The organism is Escherichia sp. F1 (assembly GCF_046764225.1).
Lineage (GTDB): Bacteria > Pseudomonadota > Gammaproteobacteria > Enterobacterales > Enterobacteriaceae > Escherichia > Escherichia coli.
In genome coordinates, this window is sequence record NZ_CP177202.1 from 1,506,547 (window position 1) to 1,531,805 (window position 25,259).

Here is a 25,259-nt window from a genome sequence, read left to right on the forward strand (position 1 = left end):
AACATTGCGGGCTTTGTCTTATGGTTCGATCGCCGTTTTGAGCCGTTGTGTTGCTACATCAAAATAATGATCACTGGTTTCTATACCAATAAATTTGCGTCCTGCTTTCAGTGCAGCCACACCCGTTGTTCCCGATCCCATAAAAGGATCAAGGACTGTTCCACCACTATTCGCAGTCCTGACCAGTTCTGCCATAAGTTCTTCTGGTTTTCCGGTCGGGTGCATTTTCTTTGATGGGATAACCGGGAACGTCATGCAGCCGTCGAACGGTCCCGAAGGCGATTTACCTAAATGGCCTTTACTGCCCCAGACGATGTATTCGCACTGATGCCGGAAATACCCCGTATGGGGTGTTCGTGACCCCCTTCCTTTGTTCCACGCAATGATTCCACGCCATGTAAAACCGCTGGCCTGAAACGCATCGGTTAAAGCTGGCAGTTGTCGCCAGTCAGTAAATACCAGGGCATAACCGCCCGGCCTGACTGCGCGGTGTGCCTGTGCCATCCATAATTGTGTCCAGTAAGCCCACGAACGGGCATCCATGTTTTCACCCGCAAACCCATCAAAGCGATGAAGGTTCTCGCCGTTCAGATATTTTGCGTGGCTGCCCTGGTTGGTGCGTCCGGCCTTGTGTGTCGCGCCCGAACTGTAAGGCGGGTCAGTGATTAAGGCATCAATACTTTCTGGCTCAATCAGCGGCAATATTTCCAGCGCATTCCCACGACAGAGCGTGGCATTGTCAGTCTGATAAACCTTAGTGTGTTCCGGTGTATGTGCTGGTTGGTGCTGGATTGCGATCCCCACGGTCATAACTCCTCATGTGTGTGGGGTGCTCGATGGCTCTCGTTATCTGGTTAAGTGTTTTGCAGCGCGGACATTTTATTTCAATGTAGTGAAATGAGGCGCGGGCAAGTAGTTTGTTGCAATTTTTGCATCGTACATTTTGCGTCATTTGCGGCACCTCTTGTGTGGTTACTGCTGCCGATATGATAACAAATCGATCGTTTTTATCGATCGGATTTATTGCATCGATCTGTTATGCCTATTGCTTATGTATGGTGCCCTCATTTGTGAGGGTAGCAAAAAGAAAACCCGCAGTTTTTACGCTGCGGGTTTGTTGTTCATGTCTGAGAGATAGGGTGCCACTTCAGCCAACCTTAGCAACCGATTGACGGGGGATTGCTCCCCCGTCGCGGTTTCCTTACTGCTTACACTGTAAGAACGCCGCAAACTCCGCTCCCCAGAAGCTCATCCGTATTTCACACAGCGAACCGTGCAGCATCCAGATGATGAGGATTACCGTCACGCAGAACGTGATGGCCGTAAGCGATTTTTGCGACATAGCGCTTGCTCCTTTGTTGGAGAGGCGCTAACCTATCACTTGCTTAAGGTAGATATGTTAGGGCCTCGGTTAAACAGAGATGTTTTCCGGGGCCTTTCCACATCTGGCCTTCGGGTATTCCCTCCGACCATCAGCCGAAAGGCACCCGCGCGTAATCTATCGCTTTTTTGTTACTCCGGCAATTCTGCCTGTTAATTCTGAGATAAAGGCAAACTCATCTGATTGTTTCCCCTGTGTGAAGCTGGCAGATCATGCCACGGGATATCTTCTGAAGAGTGAACGCCGGAGGCGTGTTTTGATGTGAATTTATGGAAAGCTTCCAGTGTTGAGAAGCATACGCCGCATTCCAGATTGTTACACTGGTAATACTTTTGCCGCACGGTGTTTGAATCATTTTCCGGACGACTGGTGCGGATACGGGCAGATGCGCCACAAAGCGGACAACGGAACATAGCGACCTCCCTTAACGTGGTGCTGTCGCTATTCTAAGTTGCTCACTCTGTTTCCGCTATCCATTCCGGGATTTTTGCCTCAAGCTCAAGCTGCGTGGTAAAGCCGCTGTTATCAATGGTGTGCTCGGCTTTTGCAATAATCCAGTCCTGATTATCAATCTCGCTTTTAAATCCTGTTACCGTGCCATGCATTTCGGGGTAGAGTTCTGCACGTCCACGTGCCAGCGTGATGGAAAATGATGCGGCTCCGCGTTGTAGCTGCTGCCACTTTGCCGCCGCTGCGCGTCTTGCTGCCTGCTCGTTCTGATAAGTCTTGCGTAACACAAACACATTGCCTTCCGCACCTTCCATATAATCACCTTCACGGCTGCTGCTTTTCTCCTTTTTGGGTTTTGGCGGTTTGCGGCGTTTCACGCTGACTTTTTTCTTTTTCCCGTAATTAAGATCAAGCCAGTAAGCGCGTACCCCCGTATACGCTTCGCGGTCAGCAATGCGGAACTGATGGCGATCGCCACTGCTGCGCGTGATGGCGAACGATGGCAACGGCTGGCCCTGTGCGTTCACGCCACCGCCTGGCATAATGAATAACAGATTACCGCTTTTTACCGTGGTGATTGCGCCCAGCATTTCCGCCATGCGCGTAAGAAAGGACATGTCGCTTTCTTCGGTCTGGTCGGCGTGGTCGATTTCGATATCCATCAGCATTTCGCTGATTTGCGGTTTCAGACCGTACCGATGAGCGATGGCGGATACCACACGCTCAACGGTCACATCATGCCAGGACACCTCACGTTTAACGTTAAATTCATCCCGAAAATCTGCGCTTCTGGCTGAAACAGTCAGCCTGTCCGGCGGTCCTTCGTGAGCGATTTCATCAACAATGTAAGTGCCTTTTTCTGTCAGCGGTTCCCCTTTCCAGCCAATGAGAACCGTCAGACGCGCGCCCCGTGGCGGTAGCTGCAACTGGCCATCGGCATCATCCAGCGTGATGGTGAGCTGGTCCGCCTCAAATCCCCGGTTGTCGGTCAGCGACAGGCTCATCAGGCGCTCTGCCACGCCGGACAGCGTTTTACCCTCCGCGAGAATATCAAAATCCGGCATTTTCACGGGGTCTGTGCCCTGACTGAGCAATTGCATGGTGGTGTCGGTCATCTGTTCCCTCCCTGTGCGGCATGGTCGCATGTGCGTGCGGAGTGGGTTACTGCTTTTTGTTGTCGCCGTGGCGGGAGAATAGCGCAGGGGTGAGATTACGCGCGTGGTGGGTGATGATTGTTGCTGAATCATTTAACGGATACAAGGGGCTGAAGCTATGAGTGAAACTCGTTTTCATGGTGCCCGTGTTACGGAAAGTACCGACCTGGTAACAGCGATTAATGATGTTGATTCCAGTGTTATCGGTATCGTGGCAACGGCGGATGATGCGGATGCGGAGCTGTTCCCGCTGAACAAGCCCACACTGCTGACCCGCGTCAATGACGTGCTGGGAAAATGCGGAACAACGGGGACGCTTTATCGTGCGCTTAAGGCCATCGCAGACCAGGTGAGCACAAAGGTGATCGTCGTTCGCGTGGCTGAACACAAAGAAGAAGACGGAAAAACGCAGGATCAACTGGTTATCGGTGGTTCTGAATCTGACGGCAGCTATACGGGGATGTATGCGCTGCTTGTTGCAGAGCAGGATGAAAGCATCGGATACCGTCCGCGTATTCTGGCCGCGCCGGAGCTGGACACGGAGGCGGTAACAAAATCCCTGTGCGTGATTGCGGGTAAACTGCGCGCGTTTGTGTATGCCTCATGTCACGGCTGTAACACGATGGCTGAGGCGATTACCTACCGCCAGAAATTCAACGAACGTGAGGTGATGCTCTTATGGCCGGACTTCATCGCCTACAACCCGAAAAGTGGCAAAAACGAAACGTTCCCCGCGCCTGCCTATGCGTGCGGCCTTCGTGCGTACATTGACCATGAGCAGGGCTGGCACAAATCATTGTCCAACGTTCCGGTTAAAAATGTGCTGGGGATGTCGAGGCATGTGTTCTGGTCGTTGCAGGCCGAAGACAGCGATGCCAACAGCCTCAACAACAAAGAAATCACGACCATTATTCGTCGCAACGGGTTCCGCTTCTGGGGCAACCGCACACCGGAAACGAACGCCTACATCTTTGAGGTGTATACCCGAACCGCACAGGTGCTGGCTGATTCAATTGCGGAAGCGCAGTTTGAAACCATCGACAGTCCACTGACGCCTGCGAACGTGAAGGATGTTATCAGTGCCATCAGGGCAAAACTGGATTCACTGGTGACAGCCGGGAAACTGATTGGCGCGGAGTGCTGGTATGACGTGGTGGATAACAGCACCACGGATTTACGTCAGGGGCGTGTGCGTATTCGCTACAAATATACGCCCGTTCCGCCACTGGAAGACATGGAGCTTTACCAGACGTTTACTGATGAATACTTTGAACCCGCATTTGCGGTGCTGGGAGGTGCCTGATGGCTGTGCCAAAACATCTTCGCTTTTTTACGCTGTTTGTGGATGGTGAAAACGAAGTGGGTAAGGTGACGTCCGTCACTTTGCCTAAGCTGACGCGCAAAACCGACAGCTACCGGGGTGGTGGCATGATGGGGGCGGTAAGTATTGATCTCGGCCTGGACGACTCCGCGCTTGATGCGAGCTTTGTCATGGGGGGCGCAGTTCGTGAGCTGTTCCTTAAGTATGGCGGCACGATTGACGGCACGCTGCTGCGTTTTGCGGGTGAATACTACACCGATGCAGAAAGCGACCTGTATGAAGTCGAAATGCGCGGACGTGTGACGGAAATTGATATGGGGGAAGCCAAACAGGGCGAAGCCACATCACACACTTACGCCATTAAAAACACCTACTACAAGCTGAGCGTTAACGATCGCCCGTTGTGGGAGATTGACCTGCTGAACTTCATTTACCGGAAGGACGGCAAGGACATTGTGCCCGATCGCATCCGTTCCGCGCTCGGGCTTGGCTGATAAGTAATATGCAGGCGGCGCAGTGCGTCGCCTCTGACTGAAAAGGAGACAACTGATGAAAGACATCGATACTGAAACCCGGAATAACACCGTGGCGGATGATGTGACGGCAGGTGAGGATATGGCTGTCGAACGTGGCGTAAAACTGACCCGACCAATTGAGCGTGGTGGCGAAAAAATCACGTATGTGGAGATCACCGGGGCTATTGAACAGGCTGGATCCCTGCGTGGTCTGTCGCTGTCTGATGTGCTGAATCTGAAAGCGGATACCATGTTCACGCTGTTGCCTCGCGTGACCTCGCCACGACTGGATGAAGTGATGATTAAAAAAATGTCGTCACGCGATTTTATTCAGTTGTGCGCTGTGGCTGTAAATTTTATGAGCGAGCCAGACTCTGGCGCGAAGAGCGTGCAGGAGACGGCAGCGTAATCACCCTGGTGTGCTTTGAGCACATCGAAGATCTGGTGGCAGATATCGCCGCCATTTTTAACTGGTCGCCCGCCGAAATCTTCATGATGACGCCCGGCGAAGTGGTTAGCTGGCGTGAGCGGGCGGCACTTCGCAGCGGGAATGCAGACAATGAAGACTCTTGATATCCGGGTCGCTTTCAGCGCCGTTGACAGGCTGACCCGGCCTGCCGAAAACGCCCGCCGCCTGATGGGGCAGTTTGGTGACTCCATCCAGCGAACGCAGGGGGCGATCAAAAATCTCGAGCGTCAGGCGCGTTCATTTGAGCGCGCCCGTGACGCTGTCAGTAAAGCGGATGCGGGCATCGTGAAAGCACGACGCCAGCTTAACGCCCTTAATCAGTTACAACGCACGGGTACAGTGCTCAGCGAAAAACAACAAAAGCTGATGCAGCAGTTAAGCACCCGGCTTGAACGCCTGAATGAATCGCGCACACGGGAAATTCAGAAAATGCGGGAGCTTGGCGGAGAACTGAAACGCCACGGCATTTCCCTGACAGGCAGCGATAACACCATTCAGCAGGCCATCAGACGCACCGAACAATACAACAACCAGCTTGAACGCGAACGGCAGGCGCTTGCGCGTGTAACGCAGGCGCGTGAGCGGTATTCGCGCGCGCAGGAAACAGCGGGAAAACTGAAAACAGGTGGTGCGCTGGCAATTGGTGCGGCAGCGGCGGGCGGCTATGCTGCCGGGCGTTTTTTGCAGCCTGCGATCGGGTTCGGCAAAGAGATGTCCCGCGTTCAGGCACTGACGCGAATCGACAAAAACAGCCCGCAGTTTAAGGCGCTGCGTGAGCAGGCGTTAAAACTTGGCTCTGAAACACAGTTTACTGCGAGTGATGCCGCCAGTGGGCAGAGCTTTCTGGCAATGGCTGGTTTTACTCCGCAGGCCATTCAGGCCGCATTGCCCGGTGTTCTTAATATGGCGCTGGCAGGTGGCGTCGAACTCGGCGAGACGGCGGATATAGGCTCCAATATCCTCACACAGTTCAACCTGACAGCCGATCAAATGGACCGGGTTGGCGATACGCTGACAGCGGCATTCACCCGGACCAATACTGATTTACGCGCGCTGGGCGAAACCATGAAGTATACCGGTCCGGTTGCCGCAAAACTTGGTATCAGTCTTGAAGAAGCGGCAGCCATGGCCGGGATGCTTGCCAATAATGGCCTTCGTGGAAGCGATGCTGGTACGGCCATGCGCGCAAGTCTGTCCCGCCTTGCATCACCGCCAAAAGCTGCGGCTGATGCGCTGAAAGAGCTGGGAGTGTCAGTTGCTGACGCCAGAGGCAAAATGCGCCCGATGGAGGATGTGCTGCTTGATCTCTATAAGGCGACACAAAAATACGGACAGGTGGACCAGGTTTCCTTCTTCAAGGACATCGCCGGAGAAGAGGCGTTCGTTGGTTTGCAGACGCTTGTTGCGGCGGCTGGTTCAGGAGAGCTGCAAAAACTGACCAGAGAATTGCAGGGGGCAAGGGGAGAGGCCGATCGCGTTGCAAAAGTAATGGCCGATAATCTTGATGGGGACCTGAAAAATCTCGACAGCGCATGGGAAGGTCTTCGTATTCGCATCAGTGATCTGGTTGACGGTCCGCTGCGTTCTGTCACGCAGTGGCTCACGCGGGTGCTTGAAAAAATCACCTCGCTGGCGCAGGCCCATCCGGTACTGACGCGCCAGCTACTGATAGCAGGCGGTGCGTTGCTGGCAATGACTGCAACGGTTGGCTCGTTGTCGCTGGCTATTGGTGTGCTTGCTGGCCCGCTGGCAAAACTGCGTCTTGGTTTTTCTCTCCTGACCGGATCAATGAATGCTGTCAGGGTCCTGCCAGCACTATGGGGAATGGTGACGGGTTCCGTTTCTTTGCTGGGGGGTGCTATCGGGGCGCTGTTCAGTCCGGTCGGATTGATTGCTGCTGCGTTTGTGGCTGCGGCGGTTCTCATCTGGAAATACTGGGAACCCATTAAGGCGTTTTATGCCGGGGTGTTCAGCGGGATTATGGAACGGCTGGCTCCGTTGCGCGAAACCTTTGAACGGTTTGGCCCTGTTTTTGACGCAATCGGAAGCGGGATCAGTCAGGTGTTTAACTGGTTTAAATCGCTGCTGTCACCGATGGAGTCCAGCAAGGAAACGCTGGATAAATGTACCAGTGCTGGCGAGATATTCGGTAACGTTCTTGGCGGTGCGTTACAGCTTGTTCTGACACCTGCAAAAATGCTACTGGATACGCTGGCGTGGATACTTGAAAAACTTGGCGTCCTTCCGGATGAAGCGGAAAGGGCGCGCAAGAAAATCGAAGACGCACAGCGTGCGGCCATTCTTCAGGACAAGGTTGCCTTGCTTCAGGGGGACCTGGCGAAAATCAATCCGCCGAAGCCTGTGGAAAATGGCAATGGCACCGGGGGTGATAAACCCAAAGACAACAAACCACTCACAGACAGCAATACCGGGACGCTACGCAGACTCAGCAAAATTGCTGATAACACAGGTAAGCTGGTTGATGAGACAAAAAAACGTATTGGCCCCGGCGATATTGTCTTTAAGAACCTGCCCCGCGCACTTGCTGTTCGTGGGGAGTGGCAGGAGCGAAAGATTGCACAGGTCAGTAAGCCTGCCCCCGCAATTAATATCACACCCGTGGTCCCGGCTCCGCTGCCTCCGGCGCTGGTCCCTGTTGTTGCGGCCAGCTCCCGCCCGGTGGCGGAGGCCATACGATCGCCAGTGGCATCAGTTCCTGTAACTTCCCGTAACCGGGAGCCTGTTGCCTCCGGATTTGGTGGTGAAATTCATGTTCATCTGCATAACGTCGTTACACAGAATCCCCGCGAACTGGCGAAACTGGTCGGTGAAATGGTCAGGGCAGAAATGGAACGGCGCGCCCGTGCCGGGCGTGGCAGTTTTTACGATAAAGATTGAGGAGTCATGGCCATGATGATGATCTACGGCATGTTTGTTTTTGAGCTGCGCACATTGCCGCATCAGCAGTTACAGCAAAACAAAAGCTGGCGGCATGTGAAAAATGAACGCGTTAACCGTTCAGCAAGCTGGCAGTATATCGGTGCAGGTGATGATCGCATCGTTCTTTCTGGTGTGCTTTATCCTGAAATTACAGGGGGCGAAGTGTCGCTGTCGCTGCTGACCACGCAGGCGTATACAGGACGACCCTGGCCTTTGATTGATGGCGTCGGGCAGATTTACGGCATGTATGTCCTGACCGGAACGAATACGACCCGTTCCGAGTTTGATCGCTACGGTAAGGCGAAAAAGATAGAATTTTCACTGACACTTGAACGCTGCGATGAGGATTTGCGAGAGCGCCTGCAATCCTCATCATTCAGCGATATGCTGTCCGGCTTCAAAGATAAGGTGACATCATCTCTTAACAGCGCGGCCAGTTCAGTTAAAGGGCTGTTCTGATTTAACACAAAAACCGCTAATGGCCAGATTAGCGGTTATTTTGTTTTCTGACTCTTCTCTATTGTTCCGCTTGATTCTCCTGCGGGGTGGTAACGATAAATCGTCGATGTACCAATGCCGTAAATTATTGCCAGTTGTTTTCTGTCGTGACCGTTTTTAATCAGCCTTGCTATTTGCTCATGCTGTTCTTTTGTCAGCTTCGGTCGACGTCCGCCTGTGCGCCCCCGTGCGCGCGCTGCCGCCAGTCCGGCCAGTGTACGTTCAACAATTAATTCACGTTCCATTTCAGCCAGGGCACCCATCACGTGGAAGAAAAAACGCCCCATTGGAGAAGATGTATCTATGCTGTCGGTCAGACTGCGAAAATTAATCCCTCGCTCCCGTAGTTCCCCGACGAGAGAAATCAGATGTTTCATGCTTCGCCCGAGGCGATCCAGTTTCCAGACAACCAGCGTGTCACCTTTTTGAAGACGCTTTAAAGCGCGTTTTAATCCCGGTCGGTCTGTCTTTGTCCCGCTTAATTTATCTTCAAATATTTGTTCACATCCTGCACAAACAAGAGCGTTTCGTTGCAGGTCTGTATTCTGGTCATTTGTTGATACCCTTACATAGCCAATCAGCACGCTGAATCTCCCGTTTAAAAGCGCAAATCATGCCATGCAGGCCGGAAACGGCCATTATCTAAAACCTCGGTTTACAGGAAACGGTAAACAGGGCTGGTAACGCCGTGCAAAAAAATGGCGATACCTTGTCCGGTGGGCTTACTTTTGAAAATGACTCAATCCTTGCCTGGATTCGAAATACTGACTGGGCGAAGATTGGATTTAAAAATGATGCCGATGGTGACACTGATTCATACATGTGGTTTGAAACAGGCGACAACGGCAATGAATATTTCAAATGGAGAAGCAAACAAAGCACCACAACAAAAGACCTGATGAATCTTAAATGGGATGCTTTGTCTGTTCTTGTTAAAGCCCTTTTCAGCAGTGAAGTAAAAATATCGACAGTCAATGCACTGAGGATATTTAATTCATCTTTTGGTGCCATTTTTCGCCGTTCTGAAGAATGCCTGCATATCATCCCTACACGAGAGAATGAGGGAGAAAATGGTGATATAGGGCCATTACGCCCCTTTACGATTAACCTTAGAACTGGTCGGATAAGCATGGGGCATGGTCTTGATGTTACAGGGGATATATTTGCAAACCGTTTTGCAATTAACAGTAGTACCGGCATGTGGATTCATATGCGTGACCAGAATGCTATTTTGGGACGCAATGCGGTATCCACCGATGGTGCGCAGGCATTACTTCGTCAGGACCACGCTGATCGCAAATTTATGATTGGTGGACTGGGGAATAAGCAATTTGGCATCTACATGATTAATAACTCAAGGACAGCCAATGGTACCGATGGTCAGGCGTACATGGATAATAACGGGAACTGGCTTTGCGGCTCGCAAGTTATTCCCGGCAATTATGGTAATTTTGATTCACGTTATGTGAGAGATGTCCGACTTGGCACACGTGTTGTTCAGACTATGCAAAAAGGCGTGATGTATGAGAAATCAGGTCATGCAATTACGGGGCTTGGCATTGTCGGTGAAGTTGATGGCGATGATCCGGCAGTATTCAGACCAATACAAAAATACATCAATGGCACATGGTATAACGTCGCACAGGTGTAATTTATGCAGCATTTAAAAAATATTAAGTCTGGAAATCCAAAAACAAAAGAACAATATCAGCTAACAAAGAATTTTGATGTTATCTGGTTATGGTCCGAAGACGGAAAAAACTGGTATGAGGAAGTGAAAAACTTTCAGCCAGACACAATAAAGATTGTTTACGATGCAAATAATATTATTGTCGCCATCACCAAAGATGCCTCCACGCTTAACCCTGAAGGTTATAGCGTCGTTGAGGTTCCTGATATTACCGCCAACCGACGTGCTGATGATTCCGGTAAGTGGATGTTTAAGGACGGAGCTGTGGTTAAACGGATTTATACGGCAGACGAGCAACAACAACAGACCGAATCACAAAAGGCCGCGTTACTTTCCGAAGCAGAAAACGTTATTCAGCCATTGGAACGCGCTGTCAGGCTGAATATGGCGACGGATGAGGAACGCGCACGACTGGAGTCATGGGAACGCTATAGTGTTCTGGTCAGCCGTGTGGATACGGCAAATCCTGAATGGCCACAAAAGCCTGAATAAAAATTAAGGCCCGATAGCGGGCCTTGTTTCATTCTGGTTGTTCTGGAAACGTTACTGGCAGGCTGGAAGTGTCTGTAGATTCGACTTTCTGCGCAAAGAGCATCCACTCTGTTAATTTTTGTTTATTCTCGTCGGAAATGATGCCCAGCCGTAGCTGTGAGTCCCATAGCTGGGTTTTATCCCTGACGAGCTGTAGCAGGCTTTGCTTTTCATTTTCCGCCTGCTGCCTCTGCTCTTCCTCGGTATAAGTTCGCTTTACCACTACGCCATCTTTGAACATCCATTTACCCGAAATGTCAGCACGGCGATTTGCTGTAATATCAGGTAATTCAACGACGCTTGCGCCTTCCGGATTAATTGCTGAAACATCCTTTTCAATACAAATAATAACGCCGTTACGGTCATAGACCATTTTCAATGTGTCTGGCTGGAAATTCTTTTGTTCCTCATACCAGTTTTTTCCATCATCTGAATAAAGCCATTTGATGTTAAATTGCTTTGTTAGCTGGTATTGTTCTTTCGTTTTAGGATTGCCAGCAGTAATGTTTTTTAAGTTCATCATGATTAAATACTCCCCGCGTTATACCACGTTCCATTAATGCAATACTGAATTGGCCTTGCCTGTGTTGTATCAATTAATTCATCACGGTTTCCGTTAACTGAACCTGTAACGACATAACCTGACCTGTCAGACCAGCCGGGACCATTCCATGTCTGAACAGATGACAGACCGCCCAGGCGAATACCTGTAATAAACCTTGAGTTACATTCTGCCTGCGTGTATGCACCAACATCTCCCGCAGAGGGTTTGCGGGTCGTGGTGTAAAACTCTGACCAGTCAGCCTCAAATCCATAACCATCACGCGCTGAACGATAAAAAATACCGCCGTTCCTGTAATTCACGCGGAACTGTACAGCAGGGCAGCTCCCCGTATTCATATTGAAGTGGAGGATTAATGTCGATGCGCCACTGATATCTGCATCATAAACGCCGCTATTCCAGTTCCAGCCAACAGCTTTATCATTTGCAACCCTGCTTCCTGTTTGCCCTAAAGCAAATGCAGGCTGCTGGTTTTTCGTGTTGTAGTCTCTTCGCCATCCAGGAGCATAAGCATCACCATGATTAATATAAGTGAATTGAGCGTTAGTAATTCCGCCACCGCTGGACGTGCTCGGCGTAGTAACGCGTATGGTCATTGCGCCGCGAGTGCCAATAACTTCCACCACAGCACCTGCAAGACAAATATTTCCGCAACCTGTATCTGTAATGACCTTATTATTTGCATAAGCCCATGAGCCTTTGCACATCCAGTAAGGATGGTTAAATGCTCCCTGACTCTCCAACCACGAAATAAATTGCGCGGTTGTCCAGACCTGACTATCGCCACCAATATTCAGCCATGCGCTATATGCGCGGCAGGCCCCAATATTTTTGGTGAAGGTATCTTTTCCCGGAATATCTGCGCCGTTCTGGTTTTTCTGTAATGCGCCAGAAGCCTGATTTACCGTTTCCTGTAAACCGAGGTATTCGATAACGGCAGCAACGGTCGATTTCGCAAGAATATCCCGCCCGACTTTTGTCAGGGTTGCCAGGCTGGCGACATCATTCCCCGTAAAATACGGAAACTTGTCTGCAGCAGTAGCAAGCCCGGCCAGCGCCGTCAGGGTGGCATCTTTCGGTTGCTTACCCGCAAGCGCGTTAGTCATGGTGGTCGCAAAATTCGGGTCGTTTCCCAGCGCCGCCGCTAACTCGTTCAGCGTATTCAGTGCGTCAGGTGACGAATCTACAAGGGCGGCAATCGCAGCCATAACGAAAGCCGTGCTTGCGATTTGGGTATTATTCGTTCCCTGTCGCGCAGTTGGCGTTGTTGGCGTTCCGGTCAACGCAGGACTGTTTAAGGGCGCTTTCTTGTTCGTTTCATCCATTACCGCCTTGACCGCTTTCGATGTCGCGGCCAGTGTTTCAGACGTGTTGTTGGTGGCACTACTGAGCTGGACTATCCCTTTTTGTGCCGTCGTGGCGTCCTGAGCGGTATATTTTGCGTTAGCAAGGTCATACGCGGCCTTTACTGCTTTCGGCGTTGCAGCCTGCGTTTCAGACGTGCTGTTGGTTGCACTGCTGAGCTGGACTATCCCTTTTCGTGCCGTCGTGGCGTCCTGAGCGGTATATTTTCCGTTAGCCAGGTCATACGCGGCCTTAACCGCTTTCGGCGTTGCAGCCTGCGTTTCAGACACGCTGTTAGTGGCGCTACTGAGTTGAACAAAGCCTTTTGCGTTCAGCGAGGCGTCCGGGTGACGTCGTGACTGTTCATGCTCTTTCAGTTTGTCATCCACGTAATCCACTGTGGCCATCACCATGGTGTTATCCACGGTAAGCGCCACGGTGGCAGTGCTGGATACGGTCAGAATGGTGCGAAATGTTTGTGCACGACCGGACCCTTCGGCAACGGCTGGCTTGTAACTTTCGGCAGTATTGCCCACCGCGATTAAATCGCCGTGCTCATCAAATACACCAATTTCCCGGATCCAGAATCCGCCCGTTTCTGGAGGAATAACCAGCTCTGCAATAATGCGGTTCTGATGTGTTGCGTCCAGGATGACGCGATTAACAGTATGTCGCCACACCTCATGCACCAGACGGGTCTGCTTACTGTCTGGTGTGGGCAATGTACCGCCACCGTCGCCCACGGCCATATGAGTCAGGCGGACAGGCTTACCATCTGGCGCGGCTGCCTGAGCTAATTTTTTGGCACCCGTATCGGTGATAACGGTTTTAAATTTACGTGTTGTGGTACTCATGCTTAATCGTCCGGATAAATGGTAATGACTTCACCGTCGTAAGTTGCTGCCGCCGCGAAAATATCTCCCGGGATCTCCTGAATGATATTCAGCCCTGTCATGTGGCGGCTGACCGGGCGGGCATCAGCAATCAACCGCTCCATTTCCAGATACATTTCCTCCGTCACGCCACTGTCCAGCGTGCCGACTTCAACGGTAAATGTTCCCGGTTCTCCGCCGAACTCCCACCACTCAGACACGCGAATGAGGTACCCCAGCGGCTCAATGGCCCGGCGCAGTGCGCTGATGGTCCCTTTGTGTCGGTGTATCAGCCATGCATCACGAATAACCTGTCGCTTTGTCTCTTCCGGCCAGTTGCGATCCCAGCGGTCAACGGAAAACGCCCAGGCGAGATAAGGCAGCAGATGCACCGGGCAGGTGTCCGGCGACCACAGCGTGTTGAGGTCTACCGGAATGTCTGTAATGCGTGTTCCGACGGCTTCGGCACAACGCATGAAATTGCTGGCTGATGGCGGTAACAGTGAATTACTCATTGCGCCCACCTTCGCTGATGGTGAATGACTCACAGCGCGCCGCCTGTATGTCGCTGATGGCCATATTCTGTGTGGGTTCGATTATCTCCACGCGTTGCACACCGTGCACATGCAGTGCGGCAGCAATGGCGGACAACGCCACGTCCTGACCGATAAGCCCCTGCTCAGCCAGCCACTTCCTGAATGACGATTCCGCCGCGGCCAGAATAGGTTCGGATTCCGGGCCGGGGTAAAAGTACAGTTTTGCATTCAGCCGCCATGTCACGATTCTGGCGCTCTGTACGGTCAGGCGGTCGGCCACCGGGCGGGTATCCTCTGCATTCAGAACGGCGCGAACGGTATTAAGCAACGCCTCCGTTGCTGTGCCGTCGCCTTCAGTGGACAGAATGGAAACCGTCACATTTGCCGGAGACGGACTGATAGCCCGCGCATCACGCACCAGACCGCTGGCACTGCGGGCAAAATACTCGTATGCACCTGACGGGCCAGCAACACTCAGGCCGTCGTACGCCCGCTGCGCCCGCAGTCTCAGCGAGGTGTCGCTCTCCATCACCGCGTCGGTGGTATCCGTTGCCGGAGTGATAACCAGGCGCTTTGTGTTCATATTGCCCGCGAGGTTGTCCAGGTCTGTCCCGGCGCTGTGGCTTAACATGCAGGCGCGTGCACCCTCGTTAACCCGCTGGCGTAACAGCATTTCACGAAACGACATGGTTTGAGCGATAACGTTAAGGGGTTCCGATTCCAGCTCCAGCGCGGCGGAAACGGCTTCACGCTGTTCGGCGGGATAAGCCGCAATCATCATGGCCTTTGTGTCAGCCAGAATTGCTTCAAAGTCAGGCTCCGCGATGATGGCGGGTTCCGGTAACTGGGAAAGGTCAACGGCGGGCATGATTTACTCCCTCAGCGTGATGGTTAATTCAACATTCTGCATGGTCTGCATGACAGTGCCCGACAGCGTCACCCCGGCGCGGCCTCCCGCTTTCCAGACAACGTCGATGGCGTCCAGGGCAATGCGGGGTTCCCATCGTGTCAGTGCAATCACGGCAGCACTCATGCATTGCAGACGCGTGGTGTTATTCATGGGTTCGTCAATCAAATCAGGCACAAGGCTGCCATATTCCCGTCGCATAACCCGGCTTGCCAGCGGGGTGGTCAGGATATCCCTGACTGACTGTTTCAGGTGTTCCATATCGTTCAGGTTTCCCGTCCCGTCCGGATTCATTCCTGTGTAGCGGGTTGTCACTGCGGGCCTCCTGTCGAATCGCTGCCGCCTTTCACGCCACCGTGTTTATGCGTATGCACGGTAATGCCGTTTGAGGTGAAGTTGCCGCCGCTGTGCGTGATATTGCCGCTCATCTTTCCTCCTTTTGTGACGTCAAGCGTCGCCGTTCTCAGAAGGTTTGTGCATTCCACGACGGGCGTATCCAGTTTCACGCTGACGGATGCCTGTAAAGTGGCCGTTTTCATGCCGCTGGCACTCAGTGCGCCTGCGTCCGCGTCGTAGCGGAACACCGCGCCATCCGGCGCGCTGACCACAATTTCTTTCAGGCTTTTGCCGGGTGCCGGACTGGCATCACTCCACAGGCTGCCAATTATCATGGCGGTTTCCGGGTTGCCGCCAATGCAGGCAATTACCACCTGTTCGCCGGGTGATGGCGGCAGCCACACATTGAAGGCTCCCGCGCGCGTGGTGTTCCAGCGCAACCAGCCTGTTTCCAGTTCGCCGCTGCGAACGCGCACGCGCCAGGACTTCTCATCAACTTCAGAGATGATCCCGGTGCGGATGATGTTGCTCAGCAGTCGCATGAGTTCTGCGCTCACCGTACAGCCTCCGCAATCCGGCCCAGCACCGTGTTATAAATCAGGCGCTCATCTGCCTGGCTGATACCCAGCAGCTCACGTACCGGGTAATCGGTGAAAATGCCCGGCGCAACCTGATCGCGCTCACCGAACTGATGAACGCGTGCAATACGTGCGGCCGCGCCGCTGTAACCCACCGTCACACCGGAAGCATCTGCACGGGCTTTCAGGTAGCGGGCGGTGCGCAGTTTTACGAACATGGGGACGCGCTTTGTGCTGTCCTGGTTGATGCGCCGGGTGCGTATTTCCAGAAAACGGTCGATGTCATCCCGGTAAAACGTGCGGATATTGTTTTTATCCTCATCCCACCCGGTAATGGTTCGCCCGTATTTCCCCGTGTCGTGATGCCAGTTTTTCAGCGTGCGTGCTTCGTTATTCCAGATAAAGCGAATGCGTTCCTGTATCCGGGTTACGCGGCGTCTGCGTGGTGTCCACGCGGTCCCGTCCGGCGCTTTCTGTGACCGGATACGCGCCTGCTGGGCGCGGCGTAAATCCTGTGCCAGCTTTCTGGCGATGTTATTGATGGCCTGCTGATTCAGGCTGTCGCGGATGGCCTCAAAGGTTTCATCCACGCGGGTGAATGCCTTATCCATCGCTTTCACCCCACGTCACATCCTGGAATACATGCGACCAGTCGCCTTCGGAAGATGGCAGGCGGGGTTTTGGCTCCGGCAGGTGTTCTGCCTGCGGTGTCCCCTGACTGCTGCGCGTGATGCGAACGCGTTCCCGCAGGGGGAGCGTAAACAGGAGATCGGCGCTGTCATCGTCATTGATAACGGCGGAAAATTTGATGTCCTGATTACGCTCCGGATTGAGCAACAACTGTGGCTGATTTTCGGATAACCACGCCAGCAGCGGCAGCGTGAGATCGTCCAGCTCCCCGGCGTAATCCATGACAAACATCACCATCTGATAGCGGTAAACAAACGAGGGCGTTTCTCCGGTCGTTTCAATGTTGCCGCTCTCCACGAAAATGGTGAATTTTTCCGGGTTAGCCTGACACCATCGGCATGAACGGGTCATGGCTTCACGCAGGGAATCAGTTTTCAGCATGGTTGTTGTCCTCGTTGTTCAGTCGTTGCAGCCTGCGCTGTTCCAGTAATTCAATGGCCCGTTTATCCGCGTTACAGGTTTCCAGTGCATCCAGAAGGCGGTCGCCCCATATACCGAGATTTCCCCATGTGGGAGTGTCAGGGAAGGGGGGAGGCGTTACCGGTATGGTTAGCGTCTGCGGTATAAGCCGGACTGACGGCGCTGGCAGTGGCGCGTTCTGCGTGCCTGCGCAACCTGTCAGTAAAACGAGCGTCAGGCAAAGCGTGGGCGCATTCATCTTTTGCAATATCGTTGCGTAGCTGTTCACGTCTGGCCTCTCCGTCCTGATTTCTCTGTTGATTTTCCACGCGGAGTTGCGCCAGCACCTGCTGCATATCCTGTACCCCGGTGATGATGATATTCAGGGTGTCGACGGTGCTTTTCAGGGCGCTGGCCTGCGCTTCGTTTCTGGCGTTCTCCCGGCCCAGCGACCACGACAGACGCATGGATGTTCCCCATGCGGCAATCAGAAGAAAAGCGACGCCCAGAGAAGCCCATAACCTCATACTGCCACGCGTTCCTTTATCCAGCCGTAGACAAACGACTCGTTGGCTTCGCGTTTTTCCGCCAGCTCCAGATAGCGTTCACCCTGTGTACAGTTCAGTGCTGTTAACATCACCATCTCGCCGTCCCGACCGCGTTTTTCCAGATATGCATGCAATGCATTAATCGTGCGTGGGCCAGTGCGTCCGTCTGTGTCCATATCGGGATACAGTTTCCCGCCCTGATTGAATACGTTCAGCCAGCGCTGAAGCATTCTGGTTGCCACAGACGGCCCCATATTTATTCCGGTGTCACACAGTTCTGCGGCAATATCCGGGGACAGCTTCGCTATCTGATCAAAACGCGGTCCGTACCAGTAATCAGCTTCAAGGATTTCCAGTGCCTGTCCGCGCGTTAAATCACGCATATCGCCACGGTATCCGTGCGCCCGTGCCACCTTTTCAGTGATGCCCCATTTTGTCGGACCGCCTCTGTCATCCGGGTGATTGACATAGCCGCCTTCTTTGCCAAGAACGACATCAAAAATTTCGTCTTTCGATTTCATTTCGTCACCTCTGTGAATGATTTTTATGGTGATTACCGGCTTTAAGCCTGCGACTTATTCATCTCCCTTTTGGGTTATGCGGTTAAAGGCGGCAATGATCTTGTCGCGTGCTTTTTCTGCGCCCATAAAACCGATAGATGCGCCGAAAAACGTCACGGCATCTTCAGGAACTCCGAAGAAGCGCAACGACCCGGCCACGGCCATGGCAAGAACGCCGCACGCCAGCGATCCCGTTACGGTCTGAACCAGAGTTCGTCCGTCATAAAGACTCATCAGCGCGGAAATGCTGACCGCCGCGCCTGCTGCATACACCGTTGGCAGGTGGTCAAAGAGCCACGCAATAACCTGCTCTGTGATCCCTGTTTGAATGGTGCTCACTACTACTCCCCCCACAACTGAATCATTTCTCGTTTCTTCTTCTCCGGCTCCGGCATCTCCACGTCCTGCCCGGCGTCCAGAAATACCTGCTGACAGAGTCCGGGGTTGGCATCCAGTACCTTTTCGGTGACGCCCTGCGTCGTGCCGTAGTACCGGAAACAGAGCGAATCCACGGTGTCGCCTTCCAGTGCCTTCACTTTCATCAGCACAACTCCGCAAAGATTCGCGGGCGGCACAGAATGTCAGAGATGGCCCAGCTCACATCGCGCCACAAATCCGATGTCTGTATATCCAGTGCGTCCGCCCGGCGGTCGCCCTTGTCCGTTGTGTCCGCATCGCGGTAACGCTCCAGAATCAGGGCGCGTGTGGCGGTATAAACAGCATTGCGCCAGTGCCAGAGATTGACGCTTTCTCCGTTAATTACGGGTGCCGGAACATCGGCCAGCGTCTGATGGCCAGCCGCCTGCTGTTCCTGCTGCCATGCTTCCAGCTCGCGGGTAACGTGAGCCACGGCCCCGGTGGCAGTATGCAGCAGGCGGGAGGTGGTCACGCGGCCCGGCAGTCGTACCGCCAGACGCAGCTCGCGCAGCACAATATCCGGCCAGAATGCACCTGCTGAAATGCGAGTGTCGCCATCATCGGTATCGGTGATGTCGTCCTCTGCGGGTCCTGGTTCAGTTCTGGCAACCATACTCATGGGGTTCACTCCTGAAAAAATCGGGCGGTGGGTGCGCGGTGTAAACGGTCACGGAGTCAAACCGGAACACCGCGCACGCCGCCCGCTGACGGGGTCAGTCGTTAACCGCGCTTCGCCTTCTGCGTCGCGGTGGTTTTTCGTGTTGCAGGCTTCCGCGTTGTCTTTTTACTTTTGCTGCTTTCGTCCTGCGTCTGCTGTGTGCTGGCGTCTTCTGGTGCGGCTGCGGAATCGGCTTTTTTCAGGGCGCGGGAAAGGGTTGCAATCTCGCGTTTCACACCTGCGTTCGGGTTCAGGTGCATTGCTTCGCGCAGCAGCTTCAGTGACAGGGCCATGCTGTCCGCATCACTCAGGCCACGGCGGGCAAAGGCGCACGCCTTGCATAATTTGGCGCGCACTTCGTCCGGCATGTCCTGGTCGGTGACAATCTCCCGGAGGGTGTCCAGTGGTTCGATAAAGGCTGACAAATCCGCGTCGGCATCCGTCCCGGCCTGCGTCAGTACCGGGTTGCAGATTTCTTCGGTCAGCACTGTGGCAGCAGTACGGCCAAAGTTATCCGGCATGATGAGGTTGTGACGGACCACATACGCACCAATACGCAGCGCAAGCGGAAGATCGCCGCAGTCAATCGCCCACACCATCAGCGTGGCAATCACTTCGTCCTGTTGCCCGCCGTCAGCCTCCAGCGTTCCCTCAATCCAGCCGGAAAAGTCCGGCAACAACTCTTTTTTGATGGCGGCTTTCGCGCTTCTGGCCTGTACGCCCTTAAGCCGGGCCTGTGCCAGACGCAGACGATACAGCACCTCTTCATGCGCGGTACGCGCGGCGTGGTCCATGCCTTCAGTCGACCGGCCTGCGCGCTGTGCCATCACGTTCTGCCAGTGTTGCTGTGCAGGAGTAATCATTTGTTCTCTCCGTTACAGGCGGGCATGATGCCCGCCGTGAGTTGATTAGCTGTCGGCGAACTTCAGGCCAGTGACCATCGCGCACTTGCCATAGTCTTCAACGACATAAGCATCGTTGATGGACTGGTAGGTGGCGATGCGGTTGTATTCCGGCTCGTCTTTCATCAGGCGACGCATTGTTCCTTTCTGCCAGTAAATCGACAGGTTGTTGAACGAGGTGATCAGCATCGTTGAATCCGGGAAGAACGGCGCAAGGAATACATCCAGCCCGCCAATGGCGCGCGATGACAGGATGAGCTGTCCGGCAAGTAATTCCGCATTGGGATTCTGGCCGCTGATGCTGTTCAGCACGGGCAGACGCAGCGAGTTAAACAGGTTGCGCCCCATAATCACCACGAGGTCGTCAGCTTCCTTGTGCCATTCATCCAGCAGGGATGAGCGCGCGTCCTGTACCAGTGCATCAGCGTTCGCATACTTACCCGCGTGCGCCACGGTGTTGTCCATGTTGCGGGAGGTCAGCGTTACATCATTCATAACGCGCTCGCTGGCGTCGGTTCTGATGTGCTCCAGCCATCCCACGTTAACGTCCTGAAGCAGCTTGTTAGTGCTGAAGTTGGACTCATCTGCGTGAGACGTGCCGTTGAAACCGATCATGATGCGGTCAAGCGCCACCTGCCGGGCAATCTGTGTGCTGACGCGGGACTGAAAATCAGGGTGTGCCGCCCAGGCATCAAGCTGCGGATACGAAATAAACGTGTCGTAGTTCACCTGTTCGCACTGGTATTTGCGGTTTTTCAGATCAACCACGTTATTCGGGTTACGGCGTTTTGTGCCGTCATAACTGATATTCGTGCGCGCAATCGGCCCGGTGGTATCCAGGAGGATTTTTTCGCCTTTCTGGTCGGTCACACCGAATACGTTAATTTTTTTTGTAAATTCAGTGCTCTCCTTTACTGCGTTTTCAAAACGCTGCTGCACCGAGGGTTCTACGGTAAATCGCGATACCAGCGCAGAAACCGGGATATTGTTAAGCGACGCCTGCTGCGCCATATAGCAACCCAGTTTGTTGCGGGTAATATCTGACATCACCAGATTCATAAAAAATTTGCTCCTTTGTCTTGTCAGAAGTCAGCCAGTTGGTCGGAGGCTGCGCCCGTTGCGGTGAACCGGTTCTGCGGATCGCCGTCCTGCGTGCGCAATTTTTCCTTCAGTGCTGTCAGCTCTGTGGTCAGTGAAATGATTTTCTGACGGTCCTGCTTATGGCGGGCTTCCAGTGCATTAAAACGGTCGATAATGTCGGCCTGTGACGTTGCGACGCCTTCCACCGCTTCCTGAATGCGGGAAAAACTGGTGTCATCCGCTTTGCGGCCACGGCTAATAATTCCCATTACGCGGTTAAACCACTGGGTGCCTTCTTCCTGGCGTTGTTCTGCCATTTCGATGATTTCAGACTCGATGGCTTCGGAGATAAGCGGTGCTTCACCCTGGGCACTGTTAAACGTCATTACCGCCTGACGTTGCTGTGCCGTGAATTTCAGGCGCTCAGTGCCCAGGCTTGCCGGGGTGTCGGTCATCGCCAGCCCGACCAGATAGGCGCGCCCGTTGACGGAGAACTGCGGGTGCAGTTCGATACTGGAATAGATTTTCTTGCCGTCAGCGACAAGCTGCTTCATGCGCTCGGTCGGTTCGATTTCTGCATACAGCGCAGTACGCCCGGCCAGCGGACCTTCCGTAATGTCTTCCGTACTCAGTGCGGTGACATCGCCCATTGCGGAAAATTCGCTTGACGGGCATGGCGAGAGATAGTGCTCAACGTTCACGCGGGCAGCGTAAACATCCGGATCGAAGTTCTCAGCAGCTTCACGCAGATGCACCGGACTGATTTCGCGGCCATCAACAGTTGATCCGGAGACAGCCACGCGAAACTTTTTGCGTGATGTCTTTTTTTCATTAGCCATAGTTTTTGCCCCTCTGACTGGTTCTTCAGTCATGATGGCAAAGCGTAACAGGCTGATACAAAGGGCTTTTGTTGTAAGAAAACGGCCAGAACAGGGGGTTAAGGAGAACGGTTTCGCGCGCGGGTAATCTTCCTGTAATTACTCAGGGGGAGCAATGATTCAGGACGCTTTTGTGCGCCAGCGTGCGCGACAACTTTACTGGCAGGGTTATCCGCCCGCTGAAATATCACGTCTGATGGGAATAAACCCGAACACGATTTATGCGTGGAAAAAACGCGACCAGTGGGATGAAACGCCCCCCGTGCAGCGTGTCACGCAGTCCATCGATGCGCGCCTCATCCAGCTTACTGAAAAACAGAATAAAACAGGCGGTGACTTTAAGGAAATAGACCTGCTGACCCGGCAGCTTAAAAAACTGCATGATGGCCAGCCGGATGCGACGGCCACAGGAAAGAAAGGCCGGGCAAAAAAACTCAAAAATCATTTCACGCCGGAACAAATTGCCGCACTGCGGGAAAAAATCATCAGCAGGCTGGAGTGGCATCAGCGGGGCTGGTTTGACTCCCTGACCCTTTGCAGGGAAGCCGGGATACGTAACAGGATGATCCTGAAATCCCGACAGATTGGGGCGACCTGGTATTTTGCACAGGAAGCACTGCTGATGGCGCTGCGTGACGATGTGGCGCAACCTTACCAGCGTAACCAGATTTTTTTGTCTGCGTCGCGTCGTCAGGCGTTCCAGTTTAAAAGCATTATTCAGAAGGCTGCATCTGAAGTTGATGTGGAGCTGAAAGGGGGCGATAAAATCATCCTCTCCAACGGCGCAGAGCTGCATTTTCTCGGCACTTCTGCTGCGACGGCACAGTCCTACACAGGCAATTTTTATTTTGATGAATTTTTCTGGGTCAGTCGCTTTGCTGAACTGCGCAAGGTGGCTGGCGCTATGGCAACCCTCAGCGGGCTGCGACGCACCTACTTCTCCACGCCATCAACCGAAACGCACGAGGCATACGTCTACTGGAACGGCGACCGCTGGAACGAGAAAAAGGCCGCGCATAAACGCCAGCGTTTTTCTGTGGACTGGAAAACGCTGCATAACGGGCTTATCTGCCCCGACCGGACGTGGCGGCAAATTGTCACGCTGGAAGATGTGGTTAATCACGGCTGGAAACACACCGATATTGATGAAATTCGTGATGAAAACACCGAAGACGAGTTCCGCAATCTCTATATGTGTGAGTTTGTCCGCGAAGGGGAATCGGCATTTAACCTGAATATCCTGATTGGCTGCGGCGTTGATGGATACGACGACTGGAAAGACTGGAAACCTTTTGCTCCCCGCCCGATGGGGAATCGTCCGGTATGGATTGGGTATGACGCAAACGGCAGCAGTGGAAACGGCGACAGTGGCGCGGTGTCCGTGGTGGTTCCTCCGGCTGTTCCTGGTGGCCGTTTTCGAACGGTGGAGACGCGACGCGTTCAGGGGCTGGAGTTTGAAGAACAGGCCAGAGTCATTGAGGAGTTCACGTGTCGCTACAACGTGGAACACATCGGCATTGATGTGACGGGCGGGAACGGGGAGGCTGTTTATCAGATAGTGAAACGGTTTTTCCCTGCTGCTATTCCGTACACCTTCACGCTGTCATCAAAACGGTCGCTGGTACTGAAAATGCTGCAAATAATGCGTGCCGGGCGGTGGGAATACGATCGCGCCGAACGCGAGCTGGTCGCGGCCTTTAACGCCGTGCGTAAGGTGAAAACACCGGGCGGCTTTATCACTTACGAAACGGACCGCGCGAGGGGGATCAGCCACGGCGACCTTGCGTGGGCAACCATGCTTGCTGTCATTAACGAACCAATTGGCGGCGAAGGAGAAAACGAGCGTTTCACGGTTATGGAGTTCTGATGAGCAGAAAAAATAAAAAAGTGCGCATGAGTTCACGCATTGATCTCGCTGATGCGCTCAGGAAAGAATCGTCGCTCAGTGCATTCACATTTGATGGTCCTTACCGCCTGACCGGGCATGACCTGCTGGACAATATGTACTGTGCTGATAACGGGCGGTGGTATGAAACCCCGGTGGACTGGTACGGTCTGGCAAGAGCTGCCCGGCAAACGTCCTGGCATCAGTCTGCGCTTTACTTTAAGCGCAATGTATTGCTCGGCTGCTATATTCCGCACCCGCTGCTTTCCCGGCAGGATTTCTCGGCGCTGGCGCTGGCGCTGGACTGGTTTGTGTTCGGTAACGCATTCCTTGAGCTTCGGAGCAATATGCTCGGCGAACCGCTTAAATTACGGCACGCCCTGGCGAAATACATGCGACGCGGAAGTGATCTTGAATCATGGTGGTATGTGCAGGATGGCAAGGATGCGTTTCAGTTTCGCCCTGGCAAAGTGTGCCACCTGATGAATCCGGACATTAACCAGGAAATCTACGGCATGCCGGAATATCTTGGCGCATTACTCTCGGCCAGCCTGTCTCATTCGGCGGACATGTTCAGAAAACTGTATTACGACAACGGATCCCACGCCGGGTGCATCATCTACATCGGTGCAGCGCAGGTAAACCGCGAAAGCATGGACTCCCTGAAAGAAACGCTACAGGGGGCACGTGGTGGTGGTGCGTTTAAAAACGTGCTCATTCATGCGCCCAACGGGGGCAAAGAGGGGGTGCAAATTTTGCCGTTCCAGCAGATCACCGCAAAAGATGAGTTCATGAATGTTAAGGCGGCATCCCGTGATGATGTGCTGGCTGCGCACCGCGTTCCGCCGCAACTGATGGGGGCGATGCCGGGCGAAAAAAGTGCGTTTGGTGATGTGGAGAAGGCTGCGCGGGTTTACGCAATTAACGAGCTGATGCCCGTCATGGAGGCCATGAAGCACATCAATGACTGGCTCGGCGAAGAGGTGATCCGCTTTAACCCTTACGCACTGTTAGACACCCAGCCCACATCCTGACGCGCTTCGCTTGTCTGCTGCTTCGCCGGGGCATAAAAAATTTATGCCCCGACTCTCCAGCTCCTGTATCAATCAGATAATTTCACGACGCTTTCCTGCTTATTGCCATCATCGACGGTCAGAC

At 53.4% G+C, this 25,259-nt stretch carries 33 protein-coding genes and 1 pseudogene; 11 read left to right on the forward strand and 23 right to left on the reverse strand.

Annotation, left to right across the window (positions count from 1 at the left end; translation table 11 throughout):
* Nucleotides 1-18: 18 nt before the first annotated feature.
* From ACK8NJ_RS07165 to ACK8NJ_RS07185, 5 genes are all read right to left on the reverse strand, one after another.
* Nucleotides 19-810, reverse strand: a complete 792-nt coding sequence (locus tag ACK8NJ_RS07165; RefSeq protein WP_000215758.1) for a DNA-methyltransferase — start codon at nt 808-810, stop codon at nt 19-21.
* Complete coding sequence (locus ACK8NJ_RS07170; protein WP_001353016.1) at nt 755-952, reverse strand: Com family DNA-binding transcriptional regulator; 198 nt, start codon at nt 950-952, stop codon at nt 755-757. The genes ACK8NJ_RS07165 and ACK8NJ_RS07170 overlap by 56 nt, the downstream gene beginning before the upstream one ends.
* 249 nt (nt 953-1,201) lie before the next feature.
* On the reverse strand, nt 1,202-1,342 hold the full coding sequence (locus ACK8NJ_RS07175; RefSeq protein WP_000078920.1) for a Hok/Gef family protein: 141 nt from the start codon (nt 1,340-1,342) through the stop codon (nt 1,202-1,204).
* Nucleotides 1,343-1,533: 191 nt separating this feature from the next.
* Entirely contained in the window at nt 1,534-1,794 is a 261-nt protein-coding gene (locus tag ACK8NJ_RS07180; protein WP_000488104.1) for an ogr/Delta-like zinc finger family protein, read from the reverse strand.
* A 42-nt stretch (nt 1,795-1,836) separates the two neighbouring features.
* Complete coding sequence (locus ACK8NJ_RS07185; RefSeq protein WP_244448995.1) at nt 1,837-2,637, reverse strand: contractile injection system protein, VgrG/Pvc8 family; 801 nt, start codon at nt 2,635-2,637, stop codon at nt 1,837-1,839.
* On the opposite strand from ACK8NJ_RS07185, the pseudogene ACK8NJ_RS07190 reads away from it, so the two are divergent.
* The 7 genes and pseudogenes from ACK8NJ_RS07190 to ACK8NJ_RS07220 form a co-directional block, all read left to right on the forward strand.
* Nucleotides 2,598-2,690: pseudogene (locus ACK8NJ_RS07190) on the forward strand (hypothetical protein); the annotation flags it as partial. The gene ACK8NJ_RS07185 and the pseudogene ACK8NJ_RS07190 overlap by 40 nt on opposite strands.
* 413 nt (nt 2,691-3,103) lie before the next feature.
* Nucleotides 3,104-4,288, forward strand: coding sequence for a phage tail sheath subtilisin-like domain-containing protein (locus ACK8NJ_RS07195; protein ID WP_000005431.1), 1,185 nt, complete (start codon nt 3,104-3,106; stop codon nt 4,286-4,288).
* Nucleotides 4,288-4,800, forward strand: a complete 513-nt coding sequence (locus tag ACK8NJ_RS07200) for a phage major tail tube protein (RefSeq protein WP_000290450.1) — start codon at nt 4,288-4,290, stop codon at nt 4,798-4,800. Before ACK8NJ_RS07195 ends, ACK8NJ_RS07200 begins: the two co-directional genes overlap by 1 nt.
* Before the next feature lie 55 nt (nt 4,801-4,855).
* On the forward strand, nt 4,856-5,230 hold the full coding sequence (locus tag ACK8NJ_RS07205) for a tail protein (RefSeq protein WP_000651572.1): 375 nt from the start codon (nt 4,856-4,858) through the stop codon (nt 5,228-5,230).
* Between the two features lie 8 nt (nt 5,231-5,238).
* Complete coding sequence (locus ACK8NJ_RS07210) at nt 5,239-5,394, forward strand: GpE family phage tail protein (protein ID WP_000333503.1); 156 nt, start codon at nt 5,239-5,241, stop codon at nt 5,392-5,394.
* Nucleotides 5,381-8,188, forward strand: a complete 2,808-nt coding sequence (locus tag ACK8NJ_RS07215; RefSeq protein WP_411962296.1) for a phage tail tape measure protein — start codon at nt 5,381-5,383, stop codon at nt 8,186-8,188. The genes ACK8NJ_RS07210 and ACK8NJ_RS07215 overlap by 14 nt, the downstream gene beginning before the upstream one ends.
* Before the next feature lie 12 nt (nt 8,189-8,200).
* Nucleotides 8,201-8,689, forward strand: a complete 489-nt coding sequence (locus ACK8NJ_RS07220) for a phage tail protein (RefSeq protein ID WP_000979954.1) — start codon at nt 8,201-8,203, stop codon at nt 8,687-8,689.
* 35 nt (nt 8,690-8,724) lie between these two features.
* Here ACK8NJ_RS07220 and ACK8NJ_RS07225 read toward each other — a convergent pair whose 3' ends face one another.
* The gene (locus ACK8NJ_RS07225; RefSeq protein ID WP_000905060.1) at nt 8,725-9,312 is read right to left on the reverse strand and encodes a recombinase family protein; all 588 of its coding nucleotides are present in this window, start codon (nt 9,310-9,312) and stop codon (nt 8,725-8,727) included.
* Nucleotides 9,313-9,416: 104 nt separating this feature from the next.
* Between ACK8NJ_RS07225 and ACK8NJ_RS07230 the strand changes: the two genes are divergently transcribed.
* Nucleotides 9,417-10,379: a phage tail protein gene (locus ACK8NJ_RS07230; RefSeq protein WP_411962297.1), complete on the forward strand. Its 963-nt coding sequence runs from the start codon at nt 9,417-9,419 to the stop codon at nt 10,377-10,379.
* A gap of 3 nt (nt 10,380-10,382) precedes the next feature.
* Nucleotides 10,383-10,910 carry a tail fiber assembly protein gene (locus ACK8NJ_RS07235; RefSeq protein WP_411962298.1) on the forward strand — a complete coding sequence of 176 codons (528 nt, stop codon included), beginning with the start codon at nt 10,383-10,385 and terminating at the stop codon, nt 10,908-10,910.
* Nucleotides 10,911-10,938: 28 nt separating this feature from the next.
* Here the strand turns inward: ACK8NJ_RS07235 and ACK8NJ_RS07240 are convergent, their stop codons facing one another.
* The 17 genes from ACK8NJ_RS07240 to ACK8NJ_RS07315 form a co-directional block, all read right to left on the reverse strand.
* Entirely contained in the window at nt 10,939-11,472 is a 534-nt protein-coding gene (locus tag ACK8NJ_RS07240) for a tail fiber assembly protein (RefSeq protein WP_332244927.1), read from the reverse strand.
* 2 nt (nt 11,473-11,474) lie between these two features.
* The gene (locus ACK8NJ_RS07245) at nt 11,475-13,709 is read right to left on the reverse strand and encodes a tail fiber protein (protein ID WP_411962299.1); all 2,235 of its coding nucleotides are present in this window, start codon (nt 13,707-13,709) and stop codon (nt 11,475-11,477) included.
* Nucleotides 13,710-13,711: 2 nt separating this feature from the next.
* Entirely contained in the window at nt 13,712-14,242 is a 531-nt protein-coding gene (locus tag ACK8NJ_RS07250) for a phage tail protein I (RefSeq protein WP_000071720.1), read from the reverse strand.
* Nucleotides 14,235-15,131, reverse strand: coding sequence for a baseplate assembly protein (locus ACK8NJ_RS07255; protein ID WP_001407215.1), 897 nt, complete (start codon nt 15,129-15,131; stop codon nt 14,235-14,237). Before ACK8NJ_RS07255 ends, ACK8NJ_RS07250 begins: the two co-directional genes overlap by 8 nt.
* A gap of 3 nt (nt 15,132-15,134) precedes the next feature.
* A complete protein-coding gene (locus ACK8NJ_RS07260; protein WP_000213447.1) occupies nt 15,135-15,485 on the reverse strand; it encodes a GPW/gp25 family protein in 351 nt (116 codons plus the stop codon).
* Nucleotides 15,482-16,048, reverse strand: coding sequence for a phage baseplate assembly protein V (locus ACK8NJ_RS07265; protein WP_001685018.1), 567 nt, complete (start codon nt 16,046-16,048; stop codon nt 15,482-15,484). Before ACK8NJ_RS07265 ends, ACK8NJ_RS07260 begins: the two co-directional genes overlap by 4 nt.
* Before the next feature lie 11 nt (nt 16,049-16,059).
* Complete coding sequence (locus ACK8NJ_RS07270; protein ID WP_411962300.1) at nt 16,060-16,695, reverse strand: phage virion morphogenesis protein; 636 nt, start codon at nt 16,693-16,695, stop codon at nt 16,060-16,062.
* Nucleotides 16,688-17,155 carry a phage tail protein gene (locus ACK8NJ_RS07275; RefSeq protein WP_000920594.1) on the reverse strand — a complete coding sequence of 156 codons (468 nt, stop codon included), beginning with the start codon at nt 17,153-17,155 and terminating at the stop codon, nt 16,688-16,690. Before ACK8NJ_RS07275 ends, ACK8NJ_RS07270 begins: the two co-directional genes overlap by 8 nt.
* Nucleotides 17,142-17,411, reverse strand: a complete 270-nt coding sequence (gene lysC / locus ACK8NJ_RS23865) for an Rz1-like lysis system protein LysC (protein ID WP_418512423.1) — start codon at nt 17,409-17,411, stop codon at nt 17,142-17,144. The genes ACK8NJ_RS07275 and lysC overlap by 14 nt, the downstream gene beginning before the upstream one ends.
* Complete coding sequence (locus ACK8NJ_RS07280; protein WP_411962301.1) at nt 17,293-17,700, reverse strand: DUF2570 domain-containing protein; 408 nt, start codon at nt 17,698-17,700, stop codon at nt 17,293-17,295. Before ACK8NJ_RS07280 ends, lysC begins: the two co-directional genes overlap by 119 nt.
* On the reverse strand, nt 17,697-18,242 hold the full coding sequence (locus ACK8NJ_RS07285; RefSeq protein ID WP_411962302.1) for a glycoside hydrolase family 108 protein: 546 nt from the start codon (nt 18,240-18,242) through the stop codon (nt 17,697-17,699). The genes ACK8NJ_RS07280 and ACK8NJ_RS07285 overlap by 4 nt, the downstream gene beginning before the upstream one ends.
* A 54-nt stretch (nt 18,243-18,296) precedes the next feature.
* Nucleotides 18,297-18,620, reverse strand: a complete 324-nt coding sequence (locus ACK8NJ_RS07290) for a phage holin family protein (RefSeq protein ID WP_000104344.1) — start codon at nt 18,618-18,620, stop codon at nt 18,297-18,299.
* Between the two features lie 2 nt (nt 18,621-18,622).
* A complete protein-coding gene (locus ACK8NJ_RS07295; protein WP_000864897.1) occupies nt 18,623-18,823 on the reverse strand; it encodes a tail protein X in 201 nt (66 codons plus the stop codon).
* Complete coding sequence (locus tag ACK8NJ_RS07300; protein WP_000063074.1) at nt 18,823-19,317, reverse strand: head completion/stabilization protein; 495 nt, start codon at nt 19,315-19,317, stop codon at nt 18,823-18,825. Before ACK8NJ_RS07300 ends, ACK8NJ_RS07295 begins: the two co-directional genes overlap by 1 nt.
* Before the next feature lie 101 nt (nt 19,318-19,418).
* Nucleotides 19,419-20,219 carry a phage terminase small subunit gene (gpM, locus tag ACK8NJ_RS07305; RefSeq protein ID WP_411962303.1) on the reverse strand — a complete coding sequence of 267 codons (801 nt, stop codon included), beginning with the start codon at nt 20,217-20,219 and terminating at the stop codon, nt 19,419-19,421.
* Between the two features lie 45 nt (nt 20,220-20,264).
* Complete coding sequence (locus ACK8NJ_RS07310) at nt 20,265-21,317, reverse strand: phage major capsid protein, P2 family (protein ID WP_042053764.1); 1,053 nt, start codon at nt 21,315-21,317, stop codon at nt 20,265-20,267.
* A 23-nt stretch (nt 21,318-21,340) separates the two neighbouring features.
* Nucleotides 21,341-22,177, reverse strand: a complete 837-nt coding sequence (locus tag ACK8NJ_RS07315; protein ID WP_042053767.1) for a GPO family capsid scaffolding protein — start codon at nt 22,175-22,177, stop codon at nt 21,341-21,343.
* A gap of 154 nt (nt 22,178-22,331) precedes the next feature.
* Between ACK8NJ_RS07315 and ACK8NJ_RS07320 the strand changes: the two genes are divergently transcribed.
* Complete coding sequence (locus tag ACK8NJ_RS07320) at nt 22,332-24,083, forward strand: terminase large subunit domain-containing protein (protein WP_042053771.1); 1,752 nt, start codon at nt 22,332-22,334, stop codon at nt 24,081-24,083.
* Complete coding sequence (locus ACK8NJ_RS07325; protein WP_077136288.1) at nt 24,083-25,135, forward strand: phage portal protein; 1,053 nt, start codon at nt 24,083-24,085, stop codon at nt 25,133-25,135. The genes ACK8NJ_RS07320 and ACK8NJ_RS07325 overlap by 1 nt, the downstream gene beginning before the upstream one ends.
* Nucleotides 25,136-25,259 lie beyond the last annotated feature (124 nt).

Bases quoted from the DNA above. Each gene is read 5' to 3' on its own strand.
- ACK8NJ_RS07165 (WP_000215758.1), bottom strand. From the start codon at position 810: ATGACCGTGGGGATCGCAATCCAGCACCAACCAGCACATACACCGGAA.
- ACK8NJ_RS07170 (WP_001353016.1), bottom strand. From the start codon at position 952: ATGACGCAAAATGTACGATGCAAAAATTGCAACAAACTACTTGCCCGC.
- ACK8NJ_RS07175 (WP_000078920.1), bottom strand. From the start codon at position 1,342: ATGTCGCAAAAATCGCTTACGGCCATCACGTTCTGCGTGACGGTAATC.
- ACK8NJ_RS07180 (WP_000488104.1), bottom strand. From the start codon at position 1,794: ATGTTCCGTTGTCCGCTTTGTGGCGCATCTGCCCGTATCCGCACCAGT.
- ACK8NJ_RS07195 (WP_000005431.1), top strand. From the start codon at position 3,104: ATGAGTGAAACTCGTTTTCATGGTGCCCGTGTTACGGAAAGTACCGAC.
- ACK8NJ_RS07200 (WP_000290450.1), top strand. From the start codon at position 4,288: ATGGCTGTGCCAAAACATCTTCGCTTTTTTACGCTGTTTGTGGATGGT.
- ACK8NJ_RS07205 (WP_000651572.1), top strand. From the start codon at position 4,856: ATGAAAGACATCGATACTGAAACCCGGAATAACACCGTGGCGGATGAT.
- ACK8NJ_RS07215 (WP_411962296.1), top strand. From the start codon at position 5,381: ATGAAGACTCTTGATATCCGGGTCGCTTTCAGCGCCGTTGACAGGCTG.
- ACK8NJ_RS07220 (WP_000979954.1), top strand. From the start codon at position 8,201: ATGATGATGATCTACGGCATGTTTGTTTTTGAGCTGCGCACATTGCCG.
- ACK8NJ_RS07235 (WP_411962298.1), top strand. From the start codon at position 10,383: ATGCAGCATTTAAAAAATATTAAGTCTGGAAATCCAAAAACAAAAGAA.
- ACK8NJ_RS07240 (WP_332244927.1), bottom strand. From the start codon at position 11,472: ATGATGAACTTAAAAAACATTACTGCTGGCAATCCTAAAACGAAAGAA.
- ACK8NJ_RS07245 (WP_411962299.1), bottom strand. From the start codon at position 13,709: ATGAGTACCACAACACGTAAATTTAAAACCGTTATCACCGATACGGGT.
- ACK8NJ_RS07250 (WP_000071720.1), bottom strand. From the start codon at position 14,242: ATGAGTAATTCACTGTTACCGCCATCAGCCAGCAATTTCATGCGTTGT.
- ACK8NJ_RS07255 (WP_001407215.1), bottom strand. From the start codon at position 15,131: ATGCCCGCCGTTGACCTTTCCCAGTTACCGGAACCCGCCATCATCGCG.
- ACK8NJ_RS07265 (WP_001685018.1), bottom strand. From the start codon at position 16,048: ATGCGACTGCTGAGCAACATCATCCGCACCGGGATCATCTCTGAAGTT.
- ACK8NJ_RS07270 (WP_411962300.1), bottom strand. From the start codon at position 16,695: ATGGATAAGGCATTCACCCGCGTGGATGAAACCTTTGAGGCCATCCGC.
- ACK8NJ_RS07275 (WP_000920594.1), bottom strand. From the start codon at position 17,155: ATGCTGAAAACTGATTCCCTGCGTGAAGCCATGACCCGTTCATGCCGA.
- ACK8NJ_RS07280 (WP_411962301.1), bottom strand. From the start codon at position 17,700: ATGAGGTTATGGGCTTCTCTGGGCGTCGCTTTTCTTCTGATTGCCGCA.
- ACK8NJ_RS07285 (WP_411962302.1), bottom strand. From the start codon at position 18,242: ATGAAATCGAAAGACGAAATTTTTGATGTCGTTCTTGGCAAAGAAGGC.
- ACK8NJ_RS07295 (WP_000864897.1), bottom strand. From the start codon at position 18,823: ATGAAAGTGAAGGCACTGGAAGGCGACACCGTGGATTCGCTCTGTTTC.
- ACK8NJ_RS07300 (WP_000063074.1), bottom strand. From the start codon at position 19,317: ATGAGTATGGTTGCCAGAACTGAACCAGGACCCGCAGAGGACGACATC.
- gpM (WP_411962303.1), bottom strand. From the start codon at position 20,219: ATGATTACTCCTGCACAGCAACACTGGCAGAACGTGATGGCACAGCGC.
- ACK8NJ_RS07310 (WP_042053764.1), bottom strand. From the start codon at position 21,317: ATGAATCTGGTGATGTCAGATATTACCCGCAACAAACTGGGTTGCTAT.
- ACK8NJ_RS07315 (WP_042053767.1), bottom strand. From the start codon at position 22,177: ATGGCTAATGAAAAAAAGACATCACGCAAAAAGTTTCGCGTGGCTGTC.
- ACK8NJ_RS07320 (WP_042053771.1), top strand. From the start codon at position 22,332: ATGATTCAGGACGCTTTTGTGCGCCAGCGTGCGCGACAACTTTACTGG.
- ACK8NJ_RS07325 (WP_077136288.1), top strand. From the start codon at position 24,083: ATGAGCAGAAAAAATAAAAAAGTGCGCATGAGTTCACGCATTGATCTC.